At 70.3% G+C, this 19651-nt stretch carries 19 protein-coding genes; 11 read left to right on the top strand and 8 right to left on the bottom strand.

The features are described 5' to 3' along the window. Nucleotides 1–47: 47 nt before the first annotated feature. Entirely contained in the window at nucleotides 48–677 is a 630-nt protein-coding gene (locus tag ACFVAV_RS28785) for an MspA family porin (RefSeq protein WP_379038671.1), read from the bottom strand. An 825-nt stretch (nucleotides 678–1502) separates the two neighbouring features. Between ACFVAV_RS28785 and ACFVAV_RS28780 the strand changes: the two genes are divergently transcribed. Both ACFVAV_RS28780 and ACFVAV_RS28775 read left to right on the top strand, forming a co-directional pair. Continuing rightward, a complete protein-coding gene (locus ACFVAV_RS28780) occupies nucleotides 1503–2867 on the top strand; it encodes a PspC domain-containing protein (RefSeq protein ID WP_379038722.1) in 1365 nt (454 codons plus the stop codon). Between the two features lie 85 nt (nucleotides 2868–2952). Next, nucleotides 2953–3594, top strand: coding sequence for a response regulator (locus ACFVAV_RS28775; protein WP_379038670.1), 642 nt, complete (start codon nucleotides 2953–2955; stop codon nucleotides 3592–3594). 7 nt (nucleotides 3595–3601) lie between these two features. Here ACFVAV_RS28775 and ACFVAV_RS28770 read toward each other — a convergent pair whose 3' ends face one another. Next, a complete protein-coding gene (locus ACFVAV_RS28770) occupies nucleotides 3602–4738 on the bottom strand; it encodes a protein kinase (RefSeq protein ID WP_379038669.1) in 1137 nt (378 codons plus the stop codon). A gap of 212 nt (nucleotides 4739–4950) precedes the next feature. Between ACFVAV_RS28770 and ACFVAV_RS28765 the strand changes: the two genes are divergently transcribed. The 3 genes from ACFVAV_RS28765 to ACFVAV_RS28755 all read left to right on the top strand — a co-directional run bounded on the left by ACFVAV_RS28765 (nucleotide 4951) and on the right by ACFVAV_RS28755 (nucleotide 8601). Further along, nucleotides 4951–5706: a hypothetical protein gene (locus ACFVAV_RS28765; protein WP_379038668.1), complete on the top strand. Its 756-nt coding sequence runs from the start codon at nucleotides 4951–4953 to the stop codon at nucleotides 5704–5706. A 262-nt stretch (nucleotides 5707–5968) separates the two neighbouring features. Further along, complete coding sequence (locus ACFVAV_RS28760; RefSeq protein WP_379038667.1) at nucleotides 5969–7540, top strand: DNA polymerase Y family protein; 1572 nt, start codon at nucleotides 5969–5971, stop codon at nucleotides 7538–7540. Between the two features lie 125 nt (nucleotides 7541–7665). Then, nucleotides 7666–8601 (top strand): sucrase ferredoxin, encoded by a 936-nt coding sequence (locus ACFVAV_RS28755; RefSeq protein WP_379038721.1) that lies wholly within the window; start codon nucleotides 7666–7668, stop codon nucleotides 8599–8601. Between the two features lie 112 nt (nucleotides 8602–8713). On the opposite strand, the gene ACFVAV_RS28750 is transcribed toward ACFVAV_RS28755, so the two are convergent. Continuing rightward, complete coding sequence (locus ACFVAV_RS28750) at nucleotides 8714–9685, bottom strand: SDR family NAD(P)-dependent oxidoreductase (RefSeq protein WP_379038666.1); 972 nt, start codon at nucleotides 9683–9685, stop codon at nucleotides 8714–8716. Nucleotides 9686–9816: 131 nt separating this feature from the next. On the opposite strand from ACFVAV_RS28750, the gene ACFVAV_RS28745 reads away from it, so the two are divergent. The 5 genes from ACFVAV_RS28745 to ACFVAV_RS28725 all read left to right on the top strand — a co-directional run bounded on the left by ACFVAV_RS28745 (nucleotide 9817) and on the right by ACFVAV_RS28725 (nucleotide 16242). Next, nucleotides 9817–10272, top strand: coding sequence for a hypothetical protein (locus ACFVAV_RS28745; RefSeq protein ID WP_379038665.1), 456 nt, complete (start codon nucleotides 9817–9819; stop codon nucleotides 10270–10272). Nucleotides 10273–10337: 65 nt separating this feature from the next. Further along, nucleotides 10338–13865, top strand: coding sequence for an error-prone DNA polymerase (locus ACFVAV_RS28740; RefSeq protein ID WP_379038664.1), 3528 nt, complete (start codon nucleotides 10338–10340; stop codon nucleotides 13863–13865). A gap of 79 nt (nucleotides 13866–13944) precedes the next feature. Beyond that, complete coding sequence (locus ACFVAV_RS28735) at nucleotides 13945–14952, top strand: M48 family metalloprotease (protein ID WP_379038663.1); 1008 nt, start codon at nucleotides 13945–13947, stop codon at nucleotides 14950–14952. 131 nt (nucleotides 14953–15083) lie between these two features. Further along, nucleotides 15084–16055, top strand: a complete 972-nt coding sequence (locus ACFVAV_RS28730; protein WP_379038662.1) for a DUF4349 domain-containing protein — start codon at nucleotides 15084–15086, stop codon at nucleotides 16053–16055. Beyond that, the gene (locus ACFVAV_RS28725) at nucleotides 16015–16242 is read left to right on the top strand and encodes a DUF167 domain-containing protein (protein ID WP_379038661.1); all 228 of its coding nucleotides are present in this window, start codon (nucleotides 16015–16017) and stop codon (nucleotides 16240–16242) included. The genes ACFVAV_RS28730 and ACFVAV_RS28725 overlap by 41 nt, the downstream gene beginning before the upstream one ends. On the opposite strand, the gene ACFVAV_RS28720 is transcribed toward ACFVAV_RS28725, so the two are convergent. The 3 genes from ACFVAV_RS28720 to ACFVAV_RS28710 all read right to left on the bottom strand — a co-directional run bounded on the left by ACFVAV_RS28720 (nucleotide 16243) and on the right by ACFVAV_RS28710 (nucleotide 17500). Then, nucleotides 16243–16668 carry a type II toxin-antitoxin system VapC family toxin gene (locus ACFVAV_RS28720; protein ID WP_379038659.1) on the bottom strand — a complete coding sequence of 142 codons (426 nt, stop codon included), beginning with the start codon at nucleotides 16666–16668 and terminating at the stop codon, nucleotides 16243–16245. Between the two features lie 28 nt (nucleotides 16669–16696). Next, on the bottom strand, nucleotides 16697–16924 hold the full coding sequence (locus ACFVAV_RS28715) for an AbrB/MazE/SpoVT family DNA-binding domain-containing protein (protein ID WP_379038658.1): 228 nt from the start codon (nucleotides 16922–16924) through the stop codon (nucleotides 16697–16699). 93 nt (nucleotides 16925–17017) lie between these two features. Continuing rightward, complete coding sequence (locus tag ACFVAV_RS28710) at nucleotides 17018–17500, bottom strand: tRNA (cytidine(34)-2'-O)-methyltransferase (RefSeq protein WP_379038657.1); 483 nt, start codon at nucleotides 17498–17500, stop codon at nucleotides 17018–17020. Between the two features lie 44 nt (nucleotides 17501–17544). Here ACFVAV_RS28710 and ACFVAV_RS28705 point away from each other — a divergent pair, with 44 nt between their 5' ends. Further along, the gene (locus tag ACFVAV_RS28705; protein ID WP_229739993.1) at nucleotides 17545–17871 is read left to right on the top strand and encodes a DUF3017 domain-containing protein; all 327 of its coding nucleotides are present in this window, start codon (nucleotides 17545–17547) and stop codon (nucleotides 17869–17871) included. On the opposite strand, the gene ACFVAV_RS28700 is transcribed toward ACFVAV_RS28705, so the two are convergent. After that, entirely contained in the window at nucleotides 17864–18505 is a 642-nt protein-coding gene (locus tag ACFVAV_RS28700) for a nitroreductase family protein (RefSeq protein ID WP_379038655.1), read from the bottom strand. The genes ACFVAV_RS28705 and ACFVAV_RS28700 overlap by 8 nt on opposite strands. 138 nt (nucleotides 18506–18643) lie before the next feature. Then, a complete protein-coding gene (locus tag ACFVAV_RS28695) occupies nucleotides 18644–19606 on the bottom strand; it encodes an oxygenase MpaB family protein (RefSeq protein ID WP_379038654.1) in 963 nt (320 codons plus the stop codon). Nucleotides 19607–19651 lie beyond the last annotated feature (45 nt).

The following is a 19651-nucleotide window of genomic DNA, read 5'->3' as shown; positions in this document are numbered from 1 at the left end:
ATATTTGGTCGATCGGGACCCGGCACGAGGCCGGGTCCCGATCCGCCTCAGAGGAACATGGTGTCCCCGAAGACCGAGTTGGTCGCGCTCACCTGTGGCGTGGTCGCGGTGACCGTCGCCCAGGAGTAGATGTTGAGCGGCCCGCCGCAGTTGCCGACCATCAGATGGAAGTCGCGGTTCACCAGGTAGGTGGTGCCCGAGCTCAGCGGCATGCTCCCGACATCGATCTTCTTGATCTCGCCGGGCGCCAGCGACAGGCTCAGATCCATCCCCGCCGAGATCGACGGACCGATATCGGCGGACGCATCCGGCCCCGACGAACCGAACCCGACGGTGGCCCCCGCGCCGACCGAGATCCCGCCGTCCAGCCCGACCGACAGCGTCACGTCCACCGCGCAGGCGACGAGATAGCCGGACTCGAGCGTGCCGGTCGCCTCGGCCGGCGCCATGACGTACGCGGTGTTGTTCAGGAACACCTCGCGGTTGGTCGGCATGGCATTGAGTGCGGGGACCTGCCGGTAGGACTGATCGGTGTGGCCGAGGGTCAGCTCGAAGCCGGCGGGCCCGAGATAGGTCGTCTCGTGCGGGGCCATCGGTGTCGCCGACGCGACGGGGGTGATCCCGACGGTGGTCAGTGCGACAGCGGTGGCACCCAGCACGGTGGTGATGACGTTCAATGTTTCCTCCCCTGAAGTGAGGCCGTGAGTTCCGGCCCGACATCAACGTAGGAAATCGGCCTTGGAGTGAGCTGGTGCTTTCCTTGTTGAAGAGCTGAGAATCGCAGGTGAGAGCGCTGTGACCGGTTATCCGGTCCGGCGCCGCAGCACGCCGGTTCCGCCGATCGGCGAGGTCGGCGAATGCCCTGGTGGAGCGTGTTTTCCGTCCGGACCGGACACGTCACACCCCAGGTCGGCGGCGAATCGTGCACTTCGGGGAGGAGATCAGGGAGTTTCCTGATGTCGGCACCGGGTCATGCGTGCCAGTATCGAAGGATGGATCCGTCTGTTCCCACTCGCGGCCCCGCCCAGGGGCCCGCCACCCCACCGGGGTCCGGCGCTACCGCCGGGAACGCCGCTCCACACACCCCTGCCCAGGGCAGTTCCGCGCCGCACGGCAACCCCGCACGGCTCGGTCCGTCCAACGGCTACGTCGCGCTCGGCTCGTGGGCTCCGCCCAACGGTTATGCCCCGCCCAACCAGGGCGTCACGCCCAACGGGCGGCTCGCATCGAACGGTGGCAACCGCCCGCTCGGCAATGTCGCACCGTACGGCGGTGTGGGTGGGCCCGGCGCCGCGGTGGATCCGCGCGGTGGGCACCGGCCGAAGGGGCCGCAGCGTTTCGTCGCGCGCGCGCTCGGCAATGGGCGTGCCGTCTACGGGACACCACAGCCTTATATCCCGCAGCCCCCGTACCGCGGTGCCCAGGCGTACGGGCCGTACCCCGGCTATCCGGGTGCCGCGCCGCCGACGGGTTACGGTGTCCCGCGCGGCTACCGGCCCGGCATGCTGCCCACGCCGGGTCCGGAGCCGGTCGGCGCACCGCTGCCCGAGACCCCGCGGCTGGTCCGCCGGACCGGTGGCCGGGTGGTCGGTGGTGTCGCGGGTGGTCTGGCCGATCATCTCGGTGTCGACGTGTTCAAGGTGCGGATGGCGTTCGTGCTGCTGTCCGCGCTGGTCGGCGCGGGTCTGGTGGCCTACGGCCTGCTGTGGATCTTCACCCCGGCCGGCGGCGACGCGGCGAAGCCGACCGGTGACGAGCGCAGGCAGGCGATCGGGCTGGCCCTGCTCGGCCTCGGCCTGGCCGTGACGGTGTCGTGGCTGTTCCAGGGCACCGCGGCGAAGGTGATCGCCCCGATCGTCGTGATCGCGGTCGGCGCCGCGCTGGTCTGGCGCGAGTACGACGTCGCCGCGCCGGGTCCGCGCGCGCTGTTCGGGCTGCCCGCGCGACCGTCGGTGGTCACCTGGTCGCGGATCGTGGCCGGGGCGACGCTGATCGTCGTCGGCCTCGGCGTGGTCGTGCTGGCCAGGATCGATCTGAGTTCACTCGGCTCGGCGCTGATCGCGGTCGCGGTCACGCTGGTCGGCGCGGGCCTGCTGACGGTGCCGCTGTGGCTGCGCATGGTCCGCGCGCTCAATGCCGAGCGCGGCGCCCGCATCCGCAACGAGGAACGCGAGGAGATCGCCTCGCACCTGCACGATTCGGTGCTGCAGACCCTCGCCCTGATCCAGCGGCAGGCCGAGGACCCGCAGGAGGTGCTGCGACTGGCCCGCAGCCAGGAACGCGAACTGCGCAAATGGCTGTTCGACGACACCGCCCCCGCCCAGTCCAGCCTGGCCGCGGCGCTGCGCACCATCGCGGGCGAGGTGGAGGACCAGCACGGCGTGAAGGTCACCCCGGTGACGGTCGGCGATGTCGCGATGGACCCCGGCGAGACCGGCGCGGGCCTGCCCAAGGAACACTTCACCGCCCTGCTCGGCGCGAGCCGGGAGGCGCTGGTCAACGCGGCCAAGCACGCGGGCGTCCCCGAGATCGATCTGTTCGCCGAGGCCGAGGCGCATCAGGTGAGCATCTTCGTCCGCGACCGCGGCGCCGGTTTCGACGTCTCGAAGGTGGCCGACGATCGGCGCGGGCTCGCGAAATCCATCCGCGCCAGAATCGAACGCCGCGGCGGCACCGCCGAGATCGACTCCACGATCGGCCGCGGCACCGAGGTGCGGATCGTGATGCCGCGCACCGACTCCGGCAGCATCGACGAGGTCACGTCCGATGATGTCGCGCCCGCCGAGAGCGCCGACCAGGGCGTCGGCGGACCGGACCCGCAGGCCGCCCGCCGAGGAACGCGCGACAACGCGCACGGGCAGCACTGAGCGCGGTGCCGACGCGCGAACCCGCGCGAGAACTGTGGTACCGATGAGCAAGTCGATCGCACGGGTGGGATGAGGAGAGCTGTCAGTGAGTGTTCGGGTGTTCCTGGTCGACGATCACGCGGTGTTCCGCTCGGGCGTGCGCGCCGAGCTGAGCCGCGAGGCCGACATGGAGATCGTCGGCGAGGCGGGGGCGGTGGCCGAGGCGGTCGCCGGGATCGATGCCGCGCGTCCCGATGTGGTGCTGCTGGATGTGCACATGCCCGACGGCGGCGGCGTCGCCGTGCTGACCGGGATCGCCGACGGTCCGGTGTGCCTGGCGCTGAGCGTGTCCGATGCCGCCGAGGACGTGATCGCGGTGATCAGGGCGGGCGCGCGCGGGTATGTCACCAAGACCATCTCCGGCGCCGAACTGGCCGACGGCATCCGCCGCGTCGCCGGCGGTGACGCCGTATTCAGCCCCCGCCTGGCCGGTTTCGTCCTCGACTCGTTCACCGGCCGCTCCCCGGTCCCCGAACCGCCGCTCGATCCCGAGCTGGACTCGCTCACCCCGCGCGAACTCGAGGTCCTGCGCCTGCTCGCCCGCGGCTACACCTACCGCGAGATCGCCGAAACCCTGTTCATCTCGGTGAAGACCGTGGAAACCCACGCGTCCAACGTGCTCCGCAAAACCCAGCAGTCCAACCGCAACGCTCTGACCCGATGGGCACATCGCCGCCGTATCGAGTGAGCGGGTCCTACATCACCGCGATGATGAGCGCGATCAGGATGACCAGGCCGATCAGCACACCGGCGCCGATGGCCAGCGGGGCGCCGTTGGGCAGGTTGTCCACGAAGCTGCCGGTGCGCTGCTGACGCTGCTGCGCGGGCGGGGCAGTGAGGGGCGCGCGCTGCGGGCGCGGCAGCGGTGCGGCGTGGGGGCTGCGCAGGCCGCTGGCGGAGTTGCGGGCCGCCCAGGAGGGAATGGTGCCGTCCTCGGTGCGTAGCGGCACGCCGAGGATGTAGGCGGCGGTGCCGGGACCGAAAGCCGCGGCGAGGATCTCGTCGCGGGCCTGGGCCATCGTCGGGCGGCGCTGCGGCGCGGGCTCGAGCATGTGCAGCAGCGGCTGGGTGAGGACGCCGCTGCGGCTGGGCGGGATGATCCGGCCCATCGCGGCCCGGGTGACGACGTCGTTCTCGTCCTCGTCGAAACCGAACGGCGGCTGGCCCTCGAGCGCGGTGTAGAGCGTCGCGCCGAGGGAGAACACGTCGCTGGCCTCGGTGGGCTGGGCGCCGCGGGCCACCTCGGGCGGCAGGTAGGCGGGGGTGCCGGTGATGGTGCCCTCGGGGTCCTCGCCGTGGGTGTCGCCCGCGCCGCGGGAGATGCCGAAGTCGCTGAGCTTGGCCTTGCCGAGATCGGGACCGCGATCGGCGACGAGGATGTTGCCCGGCTTGATGTCGCGGTGCACGATGCCCGCGGCGTGTGCGGCGGCGAGCGCGTCGGCCACCTGCGCGCCGATCTGGGCGACCTCGACCGCGGGCAGCGTATCGGCCAGCGCGAGCGCCTTGGCCACGCTGCGCGAGGGTAAGTACTCCATGACGAGCCAGGGTTCGCCCGCCTCGATCACCACGTCGTAGACGGCGATCGCGTGCTCGTGCGACAGCTTCGCCGCCACCCGGCCCTCGTGCACGATGCTGCTGCGGATCCGCTCGGCCTCGGCCTCGCTCAGCCCGGCCGTGGAGAGCACCTGCTTGATCGCGACTTCCCGGTTCAGCAGCCGGTCCGTCGCGAGCCAGACCGCACCCATGCCACCGCCGCCCAATTTCGACTGCAGGCGGTAGCGACCCGCGACGAGGTAGTCGGGGCCGATATGGGGACGAGCACGTTCGGTCACGGGTGCGAGGGTAGTCGAATATGCCGATGACTGGCCGGTATCCCGACGCACGGGTATAAGGGGGCCCCGCTGTGGACACGAGATGGGGGTGGATGCCACCCCGGTCGCGATCGAACGTATATTCGAATACGATCGATAGCTGGAACGGTGCTGCCGTTCCGGCGCTGGGCGGTTCTCCGCTCGCGGGTCCATCGTGGAAGTAGGTGGTGTTGATGGGTTCGGATGCGTTGTCGCCCGAGGTGGCGGCCCGTGAGCGCACGCTCGACGACTTGCGTCGGCGGATGGCGACGGTGCCGGGACGTGGCGAGTCTGCCACCGGTCACATACCGCGTGAGCAGCCGCTATGTCGCGATCTGCTGCCGGTGCCCGAACCGCTGGCCGAACTGTTGCCCGACGGCGGACTGCCCAAAGGTGCCGTGGTCGCCTACTCCGGCGCGCACTCGATGCTCTCGGGCCTGCTCGCCGCGGTGACCGGCAGCGGTGGTCACGCCGCGGTGGTCGGGCTGCCCAGGCTTGGTTTGCTGGCCGCCGCCGAGATGGGCGCTCAGCTGTCCCGGCTGGCGGTGATCGCCGACCCCGGTCCCGATCCGGCCGAAGTGGCCGCCGTCCTGCTCGACGGGCTCGACCTGGTTGTCCTCGGCCTCGGTGGCCTCGCCGTCCCACCCGCCCGCTGCCGGGTCCTCGCCGCCCGCGCCCGCAACCGCGGCGCCACCCTGGTCGTCGCGGGCGGGACCTGGACCAATCCGTCGCTGCGCCTGGACACCCGCGTCACCGGCTACCGCGGCCTCGGCGCGGGCCGTGGCCGTCTGCGCTCGGTCTGCCTGGACGTGCGCGTCAGCGCCAAGGCGGGCCCACCCCGGCACGGGCGCATCGACCTCTGCGCCCAGGCCGGTCGCACCGAATGGCTTGCGCGCGAAGCGGAGACGCGCGTCGCCGAGGTGGCCGACCTCAGGGAGGCTGTGTCGTGACCGGCCGGCGGTGGCCATCCGGTCAGGTGCCGATCGCCTGTCCGACGGCACCGCCAACGACGGGTCACCGGGCGGCTGCCCCGCCGATCACGGTGGGTGCCAGGAGATGTCGGGCTCAACTCGTCGCCGGGGAGGCCTTCCGGGGGCCGGATGACGGGTCTGCGCGACGAGTGGCCCGATGCGGGTGGTCGCCGACCCGCGGTGACCGTGGGCCGGCAGTGTCGTCGGTAGGCGGTGTTCGCACCCGTTCCGGTGACGGGCGATGACGAGCAAGGATCGCGTACTGGCACTGCTGTGCCCTGATTGGTCCGCGGTGGCGGCGGCCGCCGTGGCCGGGGTGCCCGCGGATCGTCCGGTTGCGGTGTTGCACGGAAATCGGGTGGTGTCGTGCTCGGCGATCGCCCGTGCCGAGGGAGTGCGAACGGGTGTGACCCGCAGGGAGGCGCAGTCGCGCTGCCCCGACCTGGTTGTCGCCCAAGCTGATCCGGACCGCGATGCCCGCCTGTTCGAACCGGTCGCGGGCGCCGTCGACGCGACGGTGCCCGGCGTAGAAGTGCTGCGCCCTGGACTCCTGGTCCTCGGAGCACGTGGCGCCACCCGGTTTTTCGGCTCCGAGGAAGCGGCAGCGGTGCAACTGATCGACGCTGTGGCCGTGGCGGGCGCCGAGGCGCAGATCGGCATCGCCGACACCATGTCGACCGCGGTGCTTGCCGCTCGCCGCGCCGCGCTCGTTCCGGTCGGCGAGGGCGCGCGCTACCTGGCGCCGCTGCCGGTGGCCGAGCTGGCCGCCGAACCGGCTCTGGCCCCACCGGAACGCGCCGAGCTGGTCGACCTGTTACACCGCTTGGGATTACGCCGCATCGGTGACTTCGCCCGGCTCACCCCCGCCGAAGTCGCCTCCCGCTTCGGCGCCGACGCGGTCGGAGCCCATCGCCTCGCCCGCGCGCTGCCGGAGCGTCCGCCGTCGGCGCGGCAGCCACCGCCGGAACTGAGCGTGGAACTCGACTGCGATCCGCCGATCGATCGGGTCGACGCCGCCGCGTTCGCGGGTCGCACCCTCGCGACCCGGCTGCACACCGCCCTCACCGCCGCCGGTGTCGCCTGCACCCGCCTCGCCGTCACCGCGCGCACCGAGGCGGGGGAGGAGCTCTCGCGCATCTGGCGGTGTGCCCGCCCGCTCACCCCACCCGACACCGCCGACCGCATCCGCTGGCAACTCGACGGCTGGCTCACCCACCGTGACCGGCCGACCGCCCCGATCGTCGCGCTGCGCCTGGAGCCGGTCGAGGTGGTCGCCGCGGGCGCGCTGCAGCTCGGGCTGTGGGGCGGGGAGGGTGAAGAGACCGAACGCGCCCGCCGCGCGCTGGTCCGGGTGCAGGGCCTGCTCGGTGGCGAGGCGGTGCGCGTCGGGGTGCTCAGCGGGGGCCGCGGCCCCGCCGAACGCATCACCATGATCGCCCTCGGCGACGAGCTCACCCCGGCCGCCGACCCGTCCCAGCCCTGGCCCGGCAGGCTCCCCGAACCGGCGCCGACCCTGCTGCTCCTGCACCGCCCCACCGTGCACCTGACCGCCGCCGACGGCACCGCCGTCGAGGTCACCGACCGTGGCCTGTTCACCGCCGACCCGGTCCGCCTGCACTGGGGCCGCAGGCAGTGGGCGCTGCTCGGCTGGGCGGGCCCGTGGCCGGTGGACGAGCGCTGGTGGGCCGCTGTCGAGCAGGCGGGTCCCGCCGCCCGTGCCCAGGTCCAGCTCGATGCCGAACCGACCGAGATCAGGGCCGTCCTGCTCGTCTACGACGCCGCCGCCTGGCACGCGGAGGGCGTCTACGAATGAGGCAGGCGTACCGGGCTGCGGCCCAGGTCACAGGGTTTCCCCACCACTGACCGCAGCGCCGGTTCTACAGTGAAACGATGTCTGTTCCGGATCGGCCGGACGGTACGGTCGCGGAGGGAGCCGTCATGAACCCGTTCGAGGGCATGCCGTGCTCGGCGGCCGCGACCGACCTCCCGCTGCTCGGTACCGCGGCCCACGTCACCGGCTGGTTGTGCATCGAGCATCCCGGCGCGTGGGGTCGCGACGTGATCGGCGACGAGGTGCTCGGTCCGGAGATCACCGCCGAACTGGCGGCGCGCACCACGGCGGCCAAGGTCCGTCCGACGCTGATCCGCCGTCCCGGCCGCCACGAGTTCACCGGCACCCGCACCGTGCTGCTGGTCAGCTCACGTCCCGAGTGCTCGTGGTGCGAGCGGTTCGAGATCACCGACCTGCGCCAGCTCTTCGACATCGATCTGCACCTCGTCGACGGTCCACCGCCGGGAATCGGTGCGCGCGTGGACGATCCGCTCGTCCTGGTCTGCGCGCACGGCAAACGCGACCAGTGCTGCGCCCTGCTCGGCCGCCCCATCGCCGCCGCGCTCGCCGCCGCCCACCCCGGCCGCGTCTGGGAGGCCTCCCACACCGGCGGCCACCGCTTCGCCCCCGCCGTAGTCCTGCTCCCGTCCGGCCTCACCTACGGCCGCGTCGACACCCCCGCCGCCGCGGCTCTCCTCGCCGCCGCCGACACCGGCGAGGTCTCCCTGACCGGCCTGCGCGGCCGCAGCTGCTACGACCCCATTGCCCAACTCGCCGAAGTGGCCGTCCGCGAACAACTCCCGCCCCTCCCCGCCGACGCCCTCACCGTCGCCCCCGACCCGACCCCCACCGCCGACCCGACCCTCGCGGGCGCCGCCATTGTCACCCACCACGACGGCCGCCGCTGGCGCGTCACCGCCCGCACCGTCGCCGCCACCCCCCGCCAGGCGAGCTGCGGCGCCGCCCCCAAACCCGCCACCTACCTGGAACCCGCCGCGGTGGAACAACTCCCCGCGTTCGCCGATTGCGGTAGACAAGCCTGAGGATCCACGCCGGGTACGCATGCCTAGTTCAAGATCACCACGCGCTGGTGGCGGTCTGCTCTCGGGTGATGCTCACACCAGAGCGTGGTGATCAACGGTCCAGCTGACTACCTCACCAATGGGTGCCGGGTACCCAGCGGGCGGCGCGGCGGAGGGCGTTGCCGGTGGCTTTGCGGGCGGGCGACTTCGGTTTCGGTTCACGGTGGGGGAGTGGGGGTTTCGCGGGCTCTTCGGTGGGGTCGACCGACTCGCCCTTGGCCGCGGGGGAATCCGGCAGTGCGCGGTAGTAGCGGTGCATGAGGCGGTCGTGGAGTTTGGGGGTGAGCAGAGCGCCGTATTCGGCGAAGGTGCCGAGGGGGACGTCGATGCGCTTGGGGCGTTCGGTGAGGGCGCGGACGATGGTGGCCGCGGCCCATTCCGGTGGCTTGGAGGGGCCCTGGTCGCCGCTCGGGGCGATCATCGGGGTGCGCACGAGTGGCATATGGATGGTGGTGAAAGTGACGCCGTCGGCGAGGGTTTCGATGGCGGCGACCTCGGTGAACTTGTCCAGGGCCGCCTTGCTGGCGAGGTAGGCGGAGAAGCGCGGGGTGGCGACCTGGACGCCGGCGCTGGAGATGTTGACGATGTGGCCGGAGCCGCGTTCGCGCATCTGCGGTAGCAGGGCCAGGGTCATCCGCAGCGCGCCGAAGTAGTTGACCGCCATGGTGCGTTCGAAGTCGTGCATGCGGTCGGTGGAGCGGTGGATGGCGCGCCGGATGGAGCGGCCCGCGTTGTTCACCAGCATGTCCACGTGACCGTGCTGATCGAGGATCGCCTTGACGGTCGACTCGACGGATTCGGCGTCGGTGACATCGCACTGGTAGCCGTGGGCCTGGCCGCCCGCGTCGACGATCTCGGCGACCACGGCGGCCAGTTCGTCACCGCGGCGGGCGAGGAGGAAGACGACGGCGCCCTTGTCGGCGACCGCCAGCGCGGCGGCCCGCCCGATCCCGGACGACGCGCCCGTGATCACGACATGGCTGCCGGTCAGATCGCGCCGCCGCCGACCGCGACGACCGTGCGCACCGGAAGAAACCTGTGACATCACTGCTCCTTTGCAGCTCGTTCCCTCGAACTTACTCCAAAGTAAGTTCTGGGACCAGGCCTGGCGAGAAACTCGAAAATATGTTCGAACACCTCTCGCCAATGTTCGAACGTATGTGCGATACTTTGCCCATGGCGGACGATCGGATGGCGGATATCTATGCCGCGGTGCGGCTCGGCGGTGGCGACCCGGATGCGGCGCGCGCGGCGCTGACCAGGCTCTGGGACGAGGTAGGGGAAGGCGGCGACCCGTTGCATCGCTGCGTGATCGCACATCACCTGGCGGATGTGCAGGAGTTGCCGGAGGGCGCGCTGCTCTGGGATCAGCGGGCGCTGGGCGCGGTGTTCGGGCCCGGCATCCCGCTGGACGAGGGACTGCGCGGGTTTCTGCCCTCGCTGTATCTGAACCTGGCCGACAGTCACCGCCGCGTCGGTGACTTCGAGATGGCGCGGATGCAGCTGGCCATCGCGCGCGGGCACCTGGACGTGCTCGCCAACGATGCCTACGGCGCGGTGATCCGGTCGGGTCTGGGGCATGTGGAGGCCGCGCTGGAATCGCGGTCGATGGAGCGATTGCCCGCGAGTTGAGGGGTCGGGCAATCGCAATCGAGTGGGAGGTGGATGTGATGCGGGGGTCGTGAGAGGAGAGGCGCGTGGGCTGGAGCAACGGTCCGCCGACCTGGTCGGAATTGGAGCGGGTGCTCTCGGGCAAGCCGAGTCGCCGGCCTGCGGCGGACATGCATCCGGGCGACGGCGGCGACAGTCCGGCGTGGTCACGCAAGCGCGGTGCCTACGAGGCGGATTCGATCGAACCGCCCGCCGCGCCGACGGTGCCCTACGCTGAGCTGCACGCCCACTCCGCCTACAGCTTCCTCGACGGCGCGAGTCAGCCGGAGGAGCTGGTGGAGGAGGCGGTGCGCTTGGGGTTGTCGGCGCTCGCGCTCACCGACCACAACGGGTTCTACGGGACCGTCCGGTTCGCCGAGGCGGCCAGAGAATGGGGAATGCCAACGGTTTTCGGTGCCGAACTGTCACTGGGAACCGATGCGGAGGCGGCGCCTGGCCGAGGGGATGCGGTCAGGCGCCGTTCTGTTCCCCGCGGCGGCCTGCGCGCCGATATCGCCGGCCTCGCGGCGGACAGCGACGCGATCGGTCATGTCGGCGCCCCGGATTCCGTGCCGCGCACCGGTTCTCCCGACCCACGCGGCCCGCACCTGCTGGTGCTGGCGCGCGGGGAAGAGGGCTATCGCCGCCTGTCCAGGGAGATGGCGGCCGCGCACCTGGCCGCGGGGGAGAAGGGCGTGCTGCGCTACGACTTCGACACGCTCACCGCGACGGCGGGCGGACACTGGCACATCCTCACCGGCTGCCGGAAGGGCCACCTGCGCAGCGCGCTGGCGCAGGATCTACACGACGGTGCGACGAATCTGCCGAAAGCCGAAGCGGCCCTGCGTGATCTGATCGAGCGCTTCGGCGACGACCGGGTGAGTGTCGAGCTCACCCACCACGGCATCGCCACCGACGACGAACGCAACGCGTCGCTGATCGCGCTCGCCGATCGCCTCGGTCTGCCGGTCTTGGCCACCACCGGCGCGCACTTCGCCGGCCCGTCCCAGCGCCGTCGCGCGATGGCGCTGGCCGCGATCCGGTCCAGGAGCAGCCTCGACGAGATGGCGGGCTGGCTCGCGCCCACCGGCGGTGCGCATCTGCGCTCGGGTGCGGAGATGGCGCAGCTGTTCGCCGACCATCCGCAGGCGGTGGCCAATGCCGTGACCCTGGCCCGGGAATGCGCGTTCGACCTGCGCCTGATCGCCCCGAAGTTGCCTCCGTTCGACGTGCCCGCCGAGCATGACGAGGACTCGTGGCTGCGCGAGCTGACGCTGCGCGGCGCCGCCGAGCGTTACGGCCCACCGGAGCGGAATCCGCAGGCGTACCGGCAGATCGAGCACGAGCTCGCCGTGATCGAGAAGATGACCTTCCCCGGCTACTTCCTGGTGGTGCACGACATCGTCCGGTTCTGCAAGGACAACGACATCCTGTGCCAGGGCCGGGGCTCGGCGGCCAACTCCGCGGTCTGCTACGCCATCGGCATCACCAATGTGGACCCGGTGGGCAACAAACTGCTGTTCGAACGGTTCCTCTCGCCGGAGCGCGACGGACCGCCCGACATCGACGTCGACATCGAATCCGACCGGCGCGAGGAGGCCATCCAGCACGTCTACGCCAAGTACGGCCGCGACTACGCCGCCCAGGTGGCCAATGTGATCACCTATCGCGGCAAGTCCTCGGTGCGCGATGCCGCACGGGCACTGGGCTTTTCGCCTGGTCAGCAGGACGCGTGGAGCAAGCAGGTGAGCCGCTGGTCCGGGGTGTCGGCGGAGACCGGCACCGATATCCCGGCGCCGGTGCTCGAACTCGCCGGTGAACTCGACGGCCTGCCACGGCATCTGGGCATCCACTCCGGCGGCATGGTGATCTGCGATCGGCCGATCGCCGACGTGTGCCCGGTGGAGTGGGCGCGGATGGCCGGGCGCAGTGTCCTGCAGTGGGACAAGGACGATTGCGCCGCGGTCGGCCTGGTCAAGTTCGACCTGCTCGGCCTCGGCATGCTCTCGGCGCTGCACTACATGATCGACCTGGTGCGCGAGCACAAAGGTGAGACGGTCGAACTGCACGCGCTCGACCTCGCCGAACCGGCCGTCTACGAGATGTTGCAGCGCGCCGACTCGATCGGGGTGTTCCAGGTGGAGTCCCGCGCGCAGATGGCGACCCTGCCGCGCTTGAAGCCGCGCACCTTCTACGACCTGGTGGTCGAGGTGGCGTTGATCCGGCCCGGTCCCATCCAGGGCGGCTCGGTGCATCCCTACATCCGCAGGCGCAACGGGAAAGAGCCGGTCGTCTATGACCATCCGGCGCTGGCGAATTCGCTCGAACGCACCCTCGGCGTCCCGCTGTTCCAGGAGCAGCTGATGCAGATGGCCGTAGACGTCGCCGGGTTCACCCCCGCCGAAGCCGATCAGCTGCGCCGGGCCATGGGCTCCAAGCGGTCACCGGAGAAGATGGAACGGCTCAAGGACCGCCTCTACCAGGGTATGCGCGACCTGCACGGCATCACCGGCGCGGTCGCCGACCGCATCTACGAGAAGCTCTATGCCTTCGCCAATTTCGGCTTCCCGGAAAGCCATTCGCAGAGCTTCGCTTCGATCGTGTTCTACTCGTCCTGGTTCAAGCTGCACCATCCCGCCGCGTTCTGCGCGGGACTGCTGCGAGCCCAGCCGATGGGCTTTTACTCACCGCAGTCGCTGGTCGCCGACGCCCGCCGCCACGGTGTGCGCGTGCACGGCCCCGACATCAATGCCAGCCGCGCCGAACCCACGTTGGAGAACGTGGGCACCGAGATCCGGCTCGGCCTGTCGGGCGTCCGCCACATCGGCGCCGATCTCGCCGACCGCATCGTCGCCGAGCGCGGTGCGTCGGGTCCGTACACCTCGATGCTCGACCTGACCGGGCGAGTGGAACTGACTGTCGCGCAGGCGGAATCGCTGGCCACCGCCGGTGCGTTGAACCGCCTGGTCGACGATGTCACGCCGGTGGAGCGAACGCGCGTATCACCGAACCCGGCCGATCGGGCGGATGAACCACCGGTCACCGGTCGCGGTAGTAGCGTGCGCCGGGCCGCGCTGTGGGCTGCCGGCGCTGCGGCGGGCGAGCGTCTGCATCTCCTGCCCGGCACCGGCCCGGCGACCGTCGCCCCGTCACTCCCCGGCATGAGCGCACTCGAACTCGCCGCCGCCGACGTCTGGGCCAGCGGCATCTCGCCCGGCAGTTATCCCACCGAATTCCTGCGCGCACACCTGAACTCGCTGGGCGTGATCCCCGCCGCCGACCTGCTGCTCGTCGAAGACGGCACTCGCATCCTGGTCGCAGGCGCAGTCACCCACCGCCAGCGCCCCGCCACCGCGGCCGGCGTCACCTTCCTCAATCTGGAGGACGAGACCGGCATGGTCAATGTCGTCTGCTCGGTGGGTCTTTGGGCCCGCTACCGCCGCCTGGCCCAGAACGCCACCGCCCTGCTGATCCGCGGCCGCGTCCAGAACGCCGAGGGCGCGGCTAGTGTCCTCGCCGACCACCTCGAACACCTCGACCTCACCATCGCCGCCCGCTCTCGCGACTTCCGTTGATCAGTAGCCGAATCGATGCCGGACATCCGGGAGACGCTGCGGTATCAAGGGAAGTGGAGCATCGAATCGTGGGGGCCACATGTCGCACTCCGAACTGAACACACTGTCGGTGACCTACCGGCAGGGTTACCACTGGGCCGTGGTGGATCTGCTGGCATCGCTGCCATCGCTCGTGCTGAGCGGTTGGCTGCTGGTGGGAACCGCAGCGCTGCCGGCGAACTGGGCCGCGGTGCTGGTCGCCGTGCTGTGGGCCGCGTCGGGTCCGGTGGTGCTGGGCTGGCAACGGCTCATGTTGGGGGCGATGGCGCTGTCGTCCGAACGGAACCTGCCGGACGAACACGACCGGGTGAATCGCGCGTGGGCGAATGTCACCGATGCCGCCGGTCTGCCCGCCGCCACGACCACGGTGTGGGTCATGCGTTCCGATGCCGTCAACGGAGCCGTCAACGCCAGCGGCTATATCAGTGTCACCCGGTCTGCCGTCGAGGCACTCACCGAGCGTCAGCTCGAAGCGCTGATCGCCCACGAGCTCGGACATCGCCTGCAGGGCACCGCCACCTGGCGGTCGGTGATCCGGTGGTATCGGTGGCCCTTCGAGTTGCTGGTACGCGCTGTTTTCGCGCCGGCGGACTGGTTGATGGTTCCGTTGCACCCGCGCCTGTTGCGACTCTCGAACCGCGTGATGGCGGCCCTGCGCTACTCCTCTCTCGGCGCGGCCGCCGCGACCACGCTGCTCGTCGCCCCGGCCGTCCTGGCCTACGGCACCGCCGCCTGCCTGCTCTTCGCGGCACTCGCCCTCCTCCTCGGCCCCTGGGGCTCCGTACTCGCCCTGGCCCTGGCCGCCACCCAGCTGGTGACCCGGCCCCGGCTGTCACACCGCCTCGAATACCTGGCCGACCGCGTTGTCGTCGACCTCGGCTACCTCGACGACTTCCGCTACGTCCTGCAACTCGTGTACGACCGTTCGAAGGTTCCCGGTTCCACCGCCCACGCCACCGAGGTCCCCACCCTGCTCTCCACCCATCCCCGCCTCGACGACCGCCTCGCTGCACTCGACCGCTACGCCCACCGAACCCGCTCGTCCTGACCGAGCTGGAGGACCAGCGCGACTTCCGCGCGATCGAACCGCTCACCCCCGGCGTCGATGCGTTCCGCATCCTTCCGGCCGACCTCCAGCAGCTGCGCCCGCTCGCGGCGTCGGCGCACTACGCTGCGAACATGCGCAAGCTTGCCGTGGTAATGGTCGGGGTGTTCGGGCTGTTGTTCCTGGCCGGGTGCGGGGAGGACGCGAGCGAGAGTCAGGCCGATCACGCGTCCTCGCCGAGTGTTTCGGGCCCGGCTGCCGCGGTGGCTCCGGGGTTCCGGGAGGGGGCGCCGTCGAAAGAGGGTCCTGCGCCGTCGGATTCGGTGAACCGGAAAGAGGTGATCACCGGGTCGGTCGACGTCACTGCCGATGATCCGATCGGCGCCGCGGCGACTGTCACCGAGCAGGTGCGCGCCATGGACGGCCGGATCGACAGCCGCACCGAACAGCCGGGCACCGACGACCGCACGGCGCGCGCGGTGCTCAGCGTGCGGGTGCCCGCCGACAAGACCGATGCCTTCATCACCGGGCTCGGCGGGATCGGCACCGTCACCGAAGTCAGCACCAACCGCGACGACGTCACCATGCAGTGGGAGGACCTCGACGCCCGCATCCGCGCACTGCAGGCCTCCGTCGACCGGTTGCGCGCGCTCATCGCGGGCGCGACCAACACCGCCGACCTGATCGCCGCCGAGGAGGCGCTGTCGAGCAGGCAGGGCGAGCTCGACAGCCTCACCGCGCAGAAGCGTTCCCTCGACGACCAGGTCGCGCTGTCCACGCTCACCATCACTCTCACCGCCGACGACAAGAAGGCGCCCGGCGACCCGGACAACTTCTGGGACGGCATCGTCGCGGGCTGGAATTCGCTCGTCGACTGGTTGCGCGACGCGGTCGTCTTCGCGGGCAAGGCGGTCCCGTGGCTCGGCTTCCTCGCGGTGATCGGCGGCGTGCTCTGGGCGGTCGTGCGTGTGCTGCGCGGGCGTGGCAGGGCGCGCACCGCGGGTGCGCCGCCCGCTGCTGCGAAGACCGCAGGCGCGGAACAGGATCCGACGAAGGAGCAGACCGGTGCCGACGGTACGGGCGACGATCAAACCGAACAGCCGTAAAGGCCCGCTGGTCGAGATCGCCGACGACGGCACCCTCACCCTCTACGTCCGCGCTCCTGCCGTCGAGGGCAAGGCGAACAAGGCCGCCATCGAACTCCTCGCCGAGCATTTCGGCGTGGCCAAATCTGCTGTGCGATTGTCGGCGGGCGCGACTTCACGCTTCAAACGCTTCGACGTCGATCTCTGACTACTCCCCGTCGGGAGTGATCAGCGGCACCCGCGGGAAGTAGGTGCGGAATCGGGCAGCGTCGCGAGTGAGCAGTCGGTAGCCCGAATACGCCGCGTGCGCTCCGATGTAGAAGTCCGGGAGTGGGCTGCGTTTCTCCCCGCCGCGCCGTCGGTAGGCGACGAACGCCTTACTGGCCACGAATCCTGCCTGGAACGGCAGTGGGATTCGCTCGAGGTCGGTCTCCGGAATGGCTTCGTCGAGGTCCTCGATGGTGTCGAAACCCCCGGCGACCTCGGCATAGATGATCGGATTGATGACCGTCGGTCCGGCATCTCTTGCTTCGGCCAGTGCGTCATCCGACCAATCCGCCCACTGGGGGTCGTCGGTGAGCACATCGAGTAGGACGCAGGAGTCCACCAAGGTGATGGGCTGCTCATCAGCCACTCGCAGCGTACGACCTGCTCCGCGACCGCTAGTCGCCACGGAAGAGCTCCATGAGCTCGTCTGTGCTCATGCTCGTCGTCGCCCGGCCGCGCATGTGTCCGGTCAGCCGCTTCCCGCGGCGCTGCGCGCCCTCGCGGCGCACGATCTGCAGTGCGTTGCCGACCTCGATGACCTCGACCTCATCGCCCTCTTCGAAAGCGAACTTTCGTCGGAGCTCGGCGGGAATCGTGACTTGTCCCTTGCTGTTCAAGCGCACCGCGCACCACCTCGTTCTAGGGAGCGACAGAAAAGACACGTATTACGTGCGATACGTGTCTTATTGTACGGCGTGGACGACGGCGACGACAGCTCATACCGCGCCGGGGAACCCCAGCTGGCGCCACGCCTCGTACACCGACACCGCGGCCGCATTGGACAGATTCATCGAGCGGCGCCCCGGCAGCATCGGGATGCGGACCTGGTCGGTGATGTGAGGGTCGGTGAGGACCTCGGCGGGTAGACCGGTGGGTTCGGTGCCGAACAGCAGGGCGTCGTTGTCGCGATAGGCGACATCGGTGAAGCGGGTGGTGGCCTGGGTGGTGAACGCGAACACCCGCCCCGGCGCGATGGCCGCCCACGCCGTCGCCAGGTCGGGATGCACCGTCACCACCGCGAGGTCGTGATAGTCCAGTCCGGCCCGGCGCAGCTTCGACTCCGAGAGGTCGAAGCCGAGCGGTTCGATCAGATGCAGCGCGCAACCGGTCCCCGCGGCGAGCCGGATCGCATTACCGGTATTGGGCGGAATCACGGGCTCGTGAAAGATCAGGTGCAGCACAGCGGACCACTCTCTCATGCCGCGACGCCCGCGCGCCCGCGGCATCTGGAACAATCGGGGCCGTGAACAAGGCGGAGACGACCGGGAAGCATCGGGTCGTGCGGTTGAGCGCGGGGCAGCAGTACCTGCGCAGTCATCTGCCGATGACCGTGGTGAGCGCACTGATCCTGGTCGCCGTCGTGTTCGTCGCCTGGGATCGGTGGCGGCGCGGCGCGATCATCTTCGGCAGCGCGGCCCTGGTGGCCGCGGCGTTCCGGCTGTGCCTGCCGACCGTGCAGGTCGGCCTGCTCGCGGTCCGCAGCCGTCCCTTCGACGTGGCCACCCTCACCGCGCTGGGCAGCGCCATCGTCTTCCTCGCCGCCACCATCAACACCCTCGGCGTCAGCTGAGATAGCGCTCGGCGAACACCGCGCGCTCCCGCGGCCTGCGGCCGGGATGCGGCGGCGTACCCGTGCCGTAGCCGACGGTGACCATTACCGCGATCGCCAGATCGGCGTCGGGATCGATGCCGATCGCCTGCTTCACCAGCTCGGCGTCCCACCCGTTCATCGGCGCCGAGGCGAGTCCGAGACCGGTCGCGGCGAGCATCACATAGGTGGCGGCGATCATCGCGTTCTTCACGGCGTTCTCCCGCAGCAGCCCGTGCTCGCGGAGCGCGTGGTACTCGGCCCTGGAGTCGAACATCGCTTGGAATCGCTCGTTCCACGCGCCGCTGGCCACCGCTTGTTCGGCGATATCGGCATTGGTCGCCGACCAGGCCGCCGGATCGGCGACGAACACCAGCACGGCGGGCGCCTCCAGCGGCTGCGGCTGACCGAAAGCGGCCGCCGACAAGGCTTTCCGGCCCTCGTCGCTGGTCACCACGACGATCGAGCGGTCCTGCATGTTCCACGCGCTCGGTGCCTGCACGGCCAGGTCGAGCAGTTCCTCGAGCAGTTCGGGAGCGATCGGATCAGGCCGATAGTGGCGGACGGTGCGACGGGTGCGGATGGCTTCGGTGACTGACAGCGTCTGCGTGATCATGAAATCTACTATCGGAGAGTAACTCTCCAATGGGAAGTGGGCACCCGAAAGTGCGTTGGATACGGCCGGGTGCGCAGGTCGTCCTGACTGTGCAAGTCCGGCCACGGCATCGTCGACGTGGCCGGCTTCGCGTGCGGGTCAGGCGGATTCGGTGATCGCGGTGCGCTGCTCCCACAGGCTGCGGCCGGCCTGGCTGCCGTACAGCTCACGGGCCTGCTGCGGCGTGATCGTCGACAGGGTCTGCGGCGGCGCGGAGTGGGCGTGGGCGGCGAAGATCGCGCCGGTCATCGGAGCGATGAACGGGCCTGCCTTGATCAGGACCCAGTTGTCCCGGCGGGCGGCGGTCCAGGCGATCACCTTCGCCGGGATCCGGACCAGGGGATCGACGACGCGTGGCAGCGCGAAGCGGCCGAGCTTGCGCATCCACATCGGCAGGGACGGGATGGTGGCCAGCGAGAGCAGCCTGCTGCCGATCGCGAAATGCCAGCCCTTGCTCGGCGGCGTCCACAGCAGGTAGTGCATGCCCTCGATCGCGCGCTCGGACACGCACAGTTGCGGCCGGACCCGCTCGAAGTAGGCGTGCACCTCGTCGCGGTTGCGCGGCACGTCGGCCGGCTTGCAGGTCTGCAATTCGGCGGCGATCGCGCACTCGGCCCAGTAGCGGTCCTCCTCCTCGGCGCTCAGCGGTCCCGGTCCGTACATCTCGTAGCTCTTGAGCACCGAATGCCAGCCGGTGACGTGGATCCACAGCTGGGATTCCGGGTTGTTGGCGCTGTAGCGCTTGCCGCTGATCGGTTCGATGCCCGTCATCGGCGCGTGCACCCGCATCAGGTGCTCGGCAGCCTCGATGGCGGTGCGGCCGTCGCCGAGCGCGACCAGCACGAAATAGGCCAGCGTGTGGTCGAGGCGGGTCGCCGGGTTGTCGTAGATGCCCTGTGAGTCGGCGACTGCGGCGGTCAGGAACGGGTCGAAGTGCTCGAGGGTGACCGCGCGCTGGAAACCGATCAGCGCGGTCGGCGACGCCCACACCTTCCAGCTGGGGGAGCCCGGCCCGAAGAAACCGTAGTCGTCGCGGCGCAGGGTGGACGGATCGAAAGCCATTGCACATGCTCCTTTGCAGTGCCGAGGCGAACCTCGTCGGTGAAT

This window comes from Nocardia sp. NPDC057663, assembly GCF_042799895.1.
Classification (GTDB): domain Bacteria; phylum Actinomycetota; class Actinomycetes; order Mycobacteriales; family Mycobacteriaceae; genus Nocardia.
Note: the sequence above shows the minus strand (reverse complement) of the source record. Positions and strands in the feature narration are given on the sequence as shown.

What these genes read in the sequence shown, in the direction of transcription:
- ACFVAV_RS28780 (WP_379038722.1), top strand. Translation starts at nt 1,503, where the DNA reads ATGCTGCCCACGCCGGGTCCGGAGCCGGTCGGCGCACCGCTGCCCGAG.
- ACFVAV_RS28765 (WP_379038668.1), top strand. Translation starts at nt 4,951, where the DNA reads ATGGGTTCGGATGCGTTGTCGCCCGAGGTGGCGGCCCGTGAGCGCACG.
- ACFVAV_RS28760 (WP_379038667.1), top strand. Translation starts at nt 5,969, where the DNA reads ATGACGAGCAAGGATCGCGTACTGGCACTGCTGTGCCCTGATTGGTCC.
- ACFVAV_RS28755 (WP_379038721.1), top strand. Translation starts at nt 7,666, where the DNA reads ATGAACCCGTTCGAGGGCATGCCGTGCTCGGCGGCCGCGACCGACCTC.
- ACFVAV_RS28750 (WP_379038666.1), bottom strand. Translation starts at nt 9,685, where the DNA reads ATGTCACAGGTTTCTTCCGGTGCGCACGGTCGTCGCGGTCGGCGGCGG.
- ACFVAV_RS28745 (WP_379038665.1), top strand. Translation starts at nt 9,817, where the DNA reads ATGGCGGACGATCGGATGGCGGATATCTATGCCGCGGTGCGGCTCGGC.
- ACFVAV_RS28735 (WP_379038663.1), top strand. Translation starts at nt 13,945, where the DNA reads ATGTCGCACTCCGAACTGAACACACTGTCGGTGACCTACCGGCAGGGT.
- ACFVAV_RS28730 (WP_379038662.1), top strand. Translation starts at nt 15,084, where the DNA reads ATGCGCAAGCTTGCCGTGGTAATGGTCGGGGTGTTCGGGCTGTTGTTC.
- ACFVAV_RS28710 (WP_379038657.1), bottom strand. Translation starts at nt 17,500, where the DNA reads ATGAGAGAGTGGTCCGCTGTGCTGCACCTGATCTTTCACGAGCCCGTG.
- ACFVAV_RS28700 (WP_379038655.1), bottom strand. Translation starts at nt 18,505, where the DNA reads ATGATCACGCAGACGCTGTCAGTCACCGAAGCCATCCGCACCCGTCGC.
- ACFVAV_RS28695 (WP_379038654.1), bottom strand. Translation starts at nt 19,606, where the DNA reads ATGGCTTTCGATCCGTCCACCCTGCGCCGCGACGACTACGGTTTCTTC.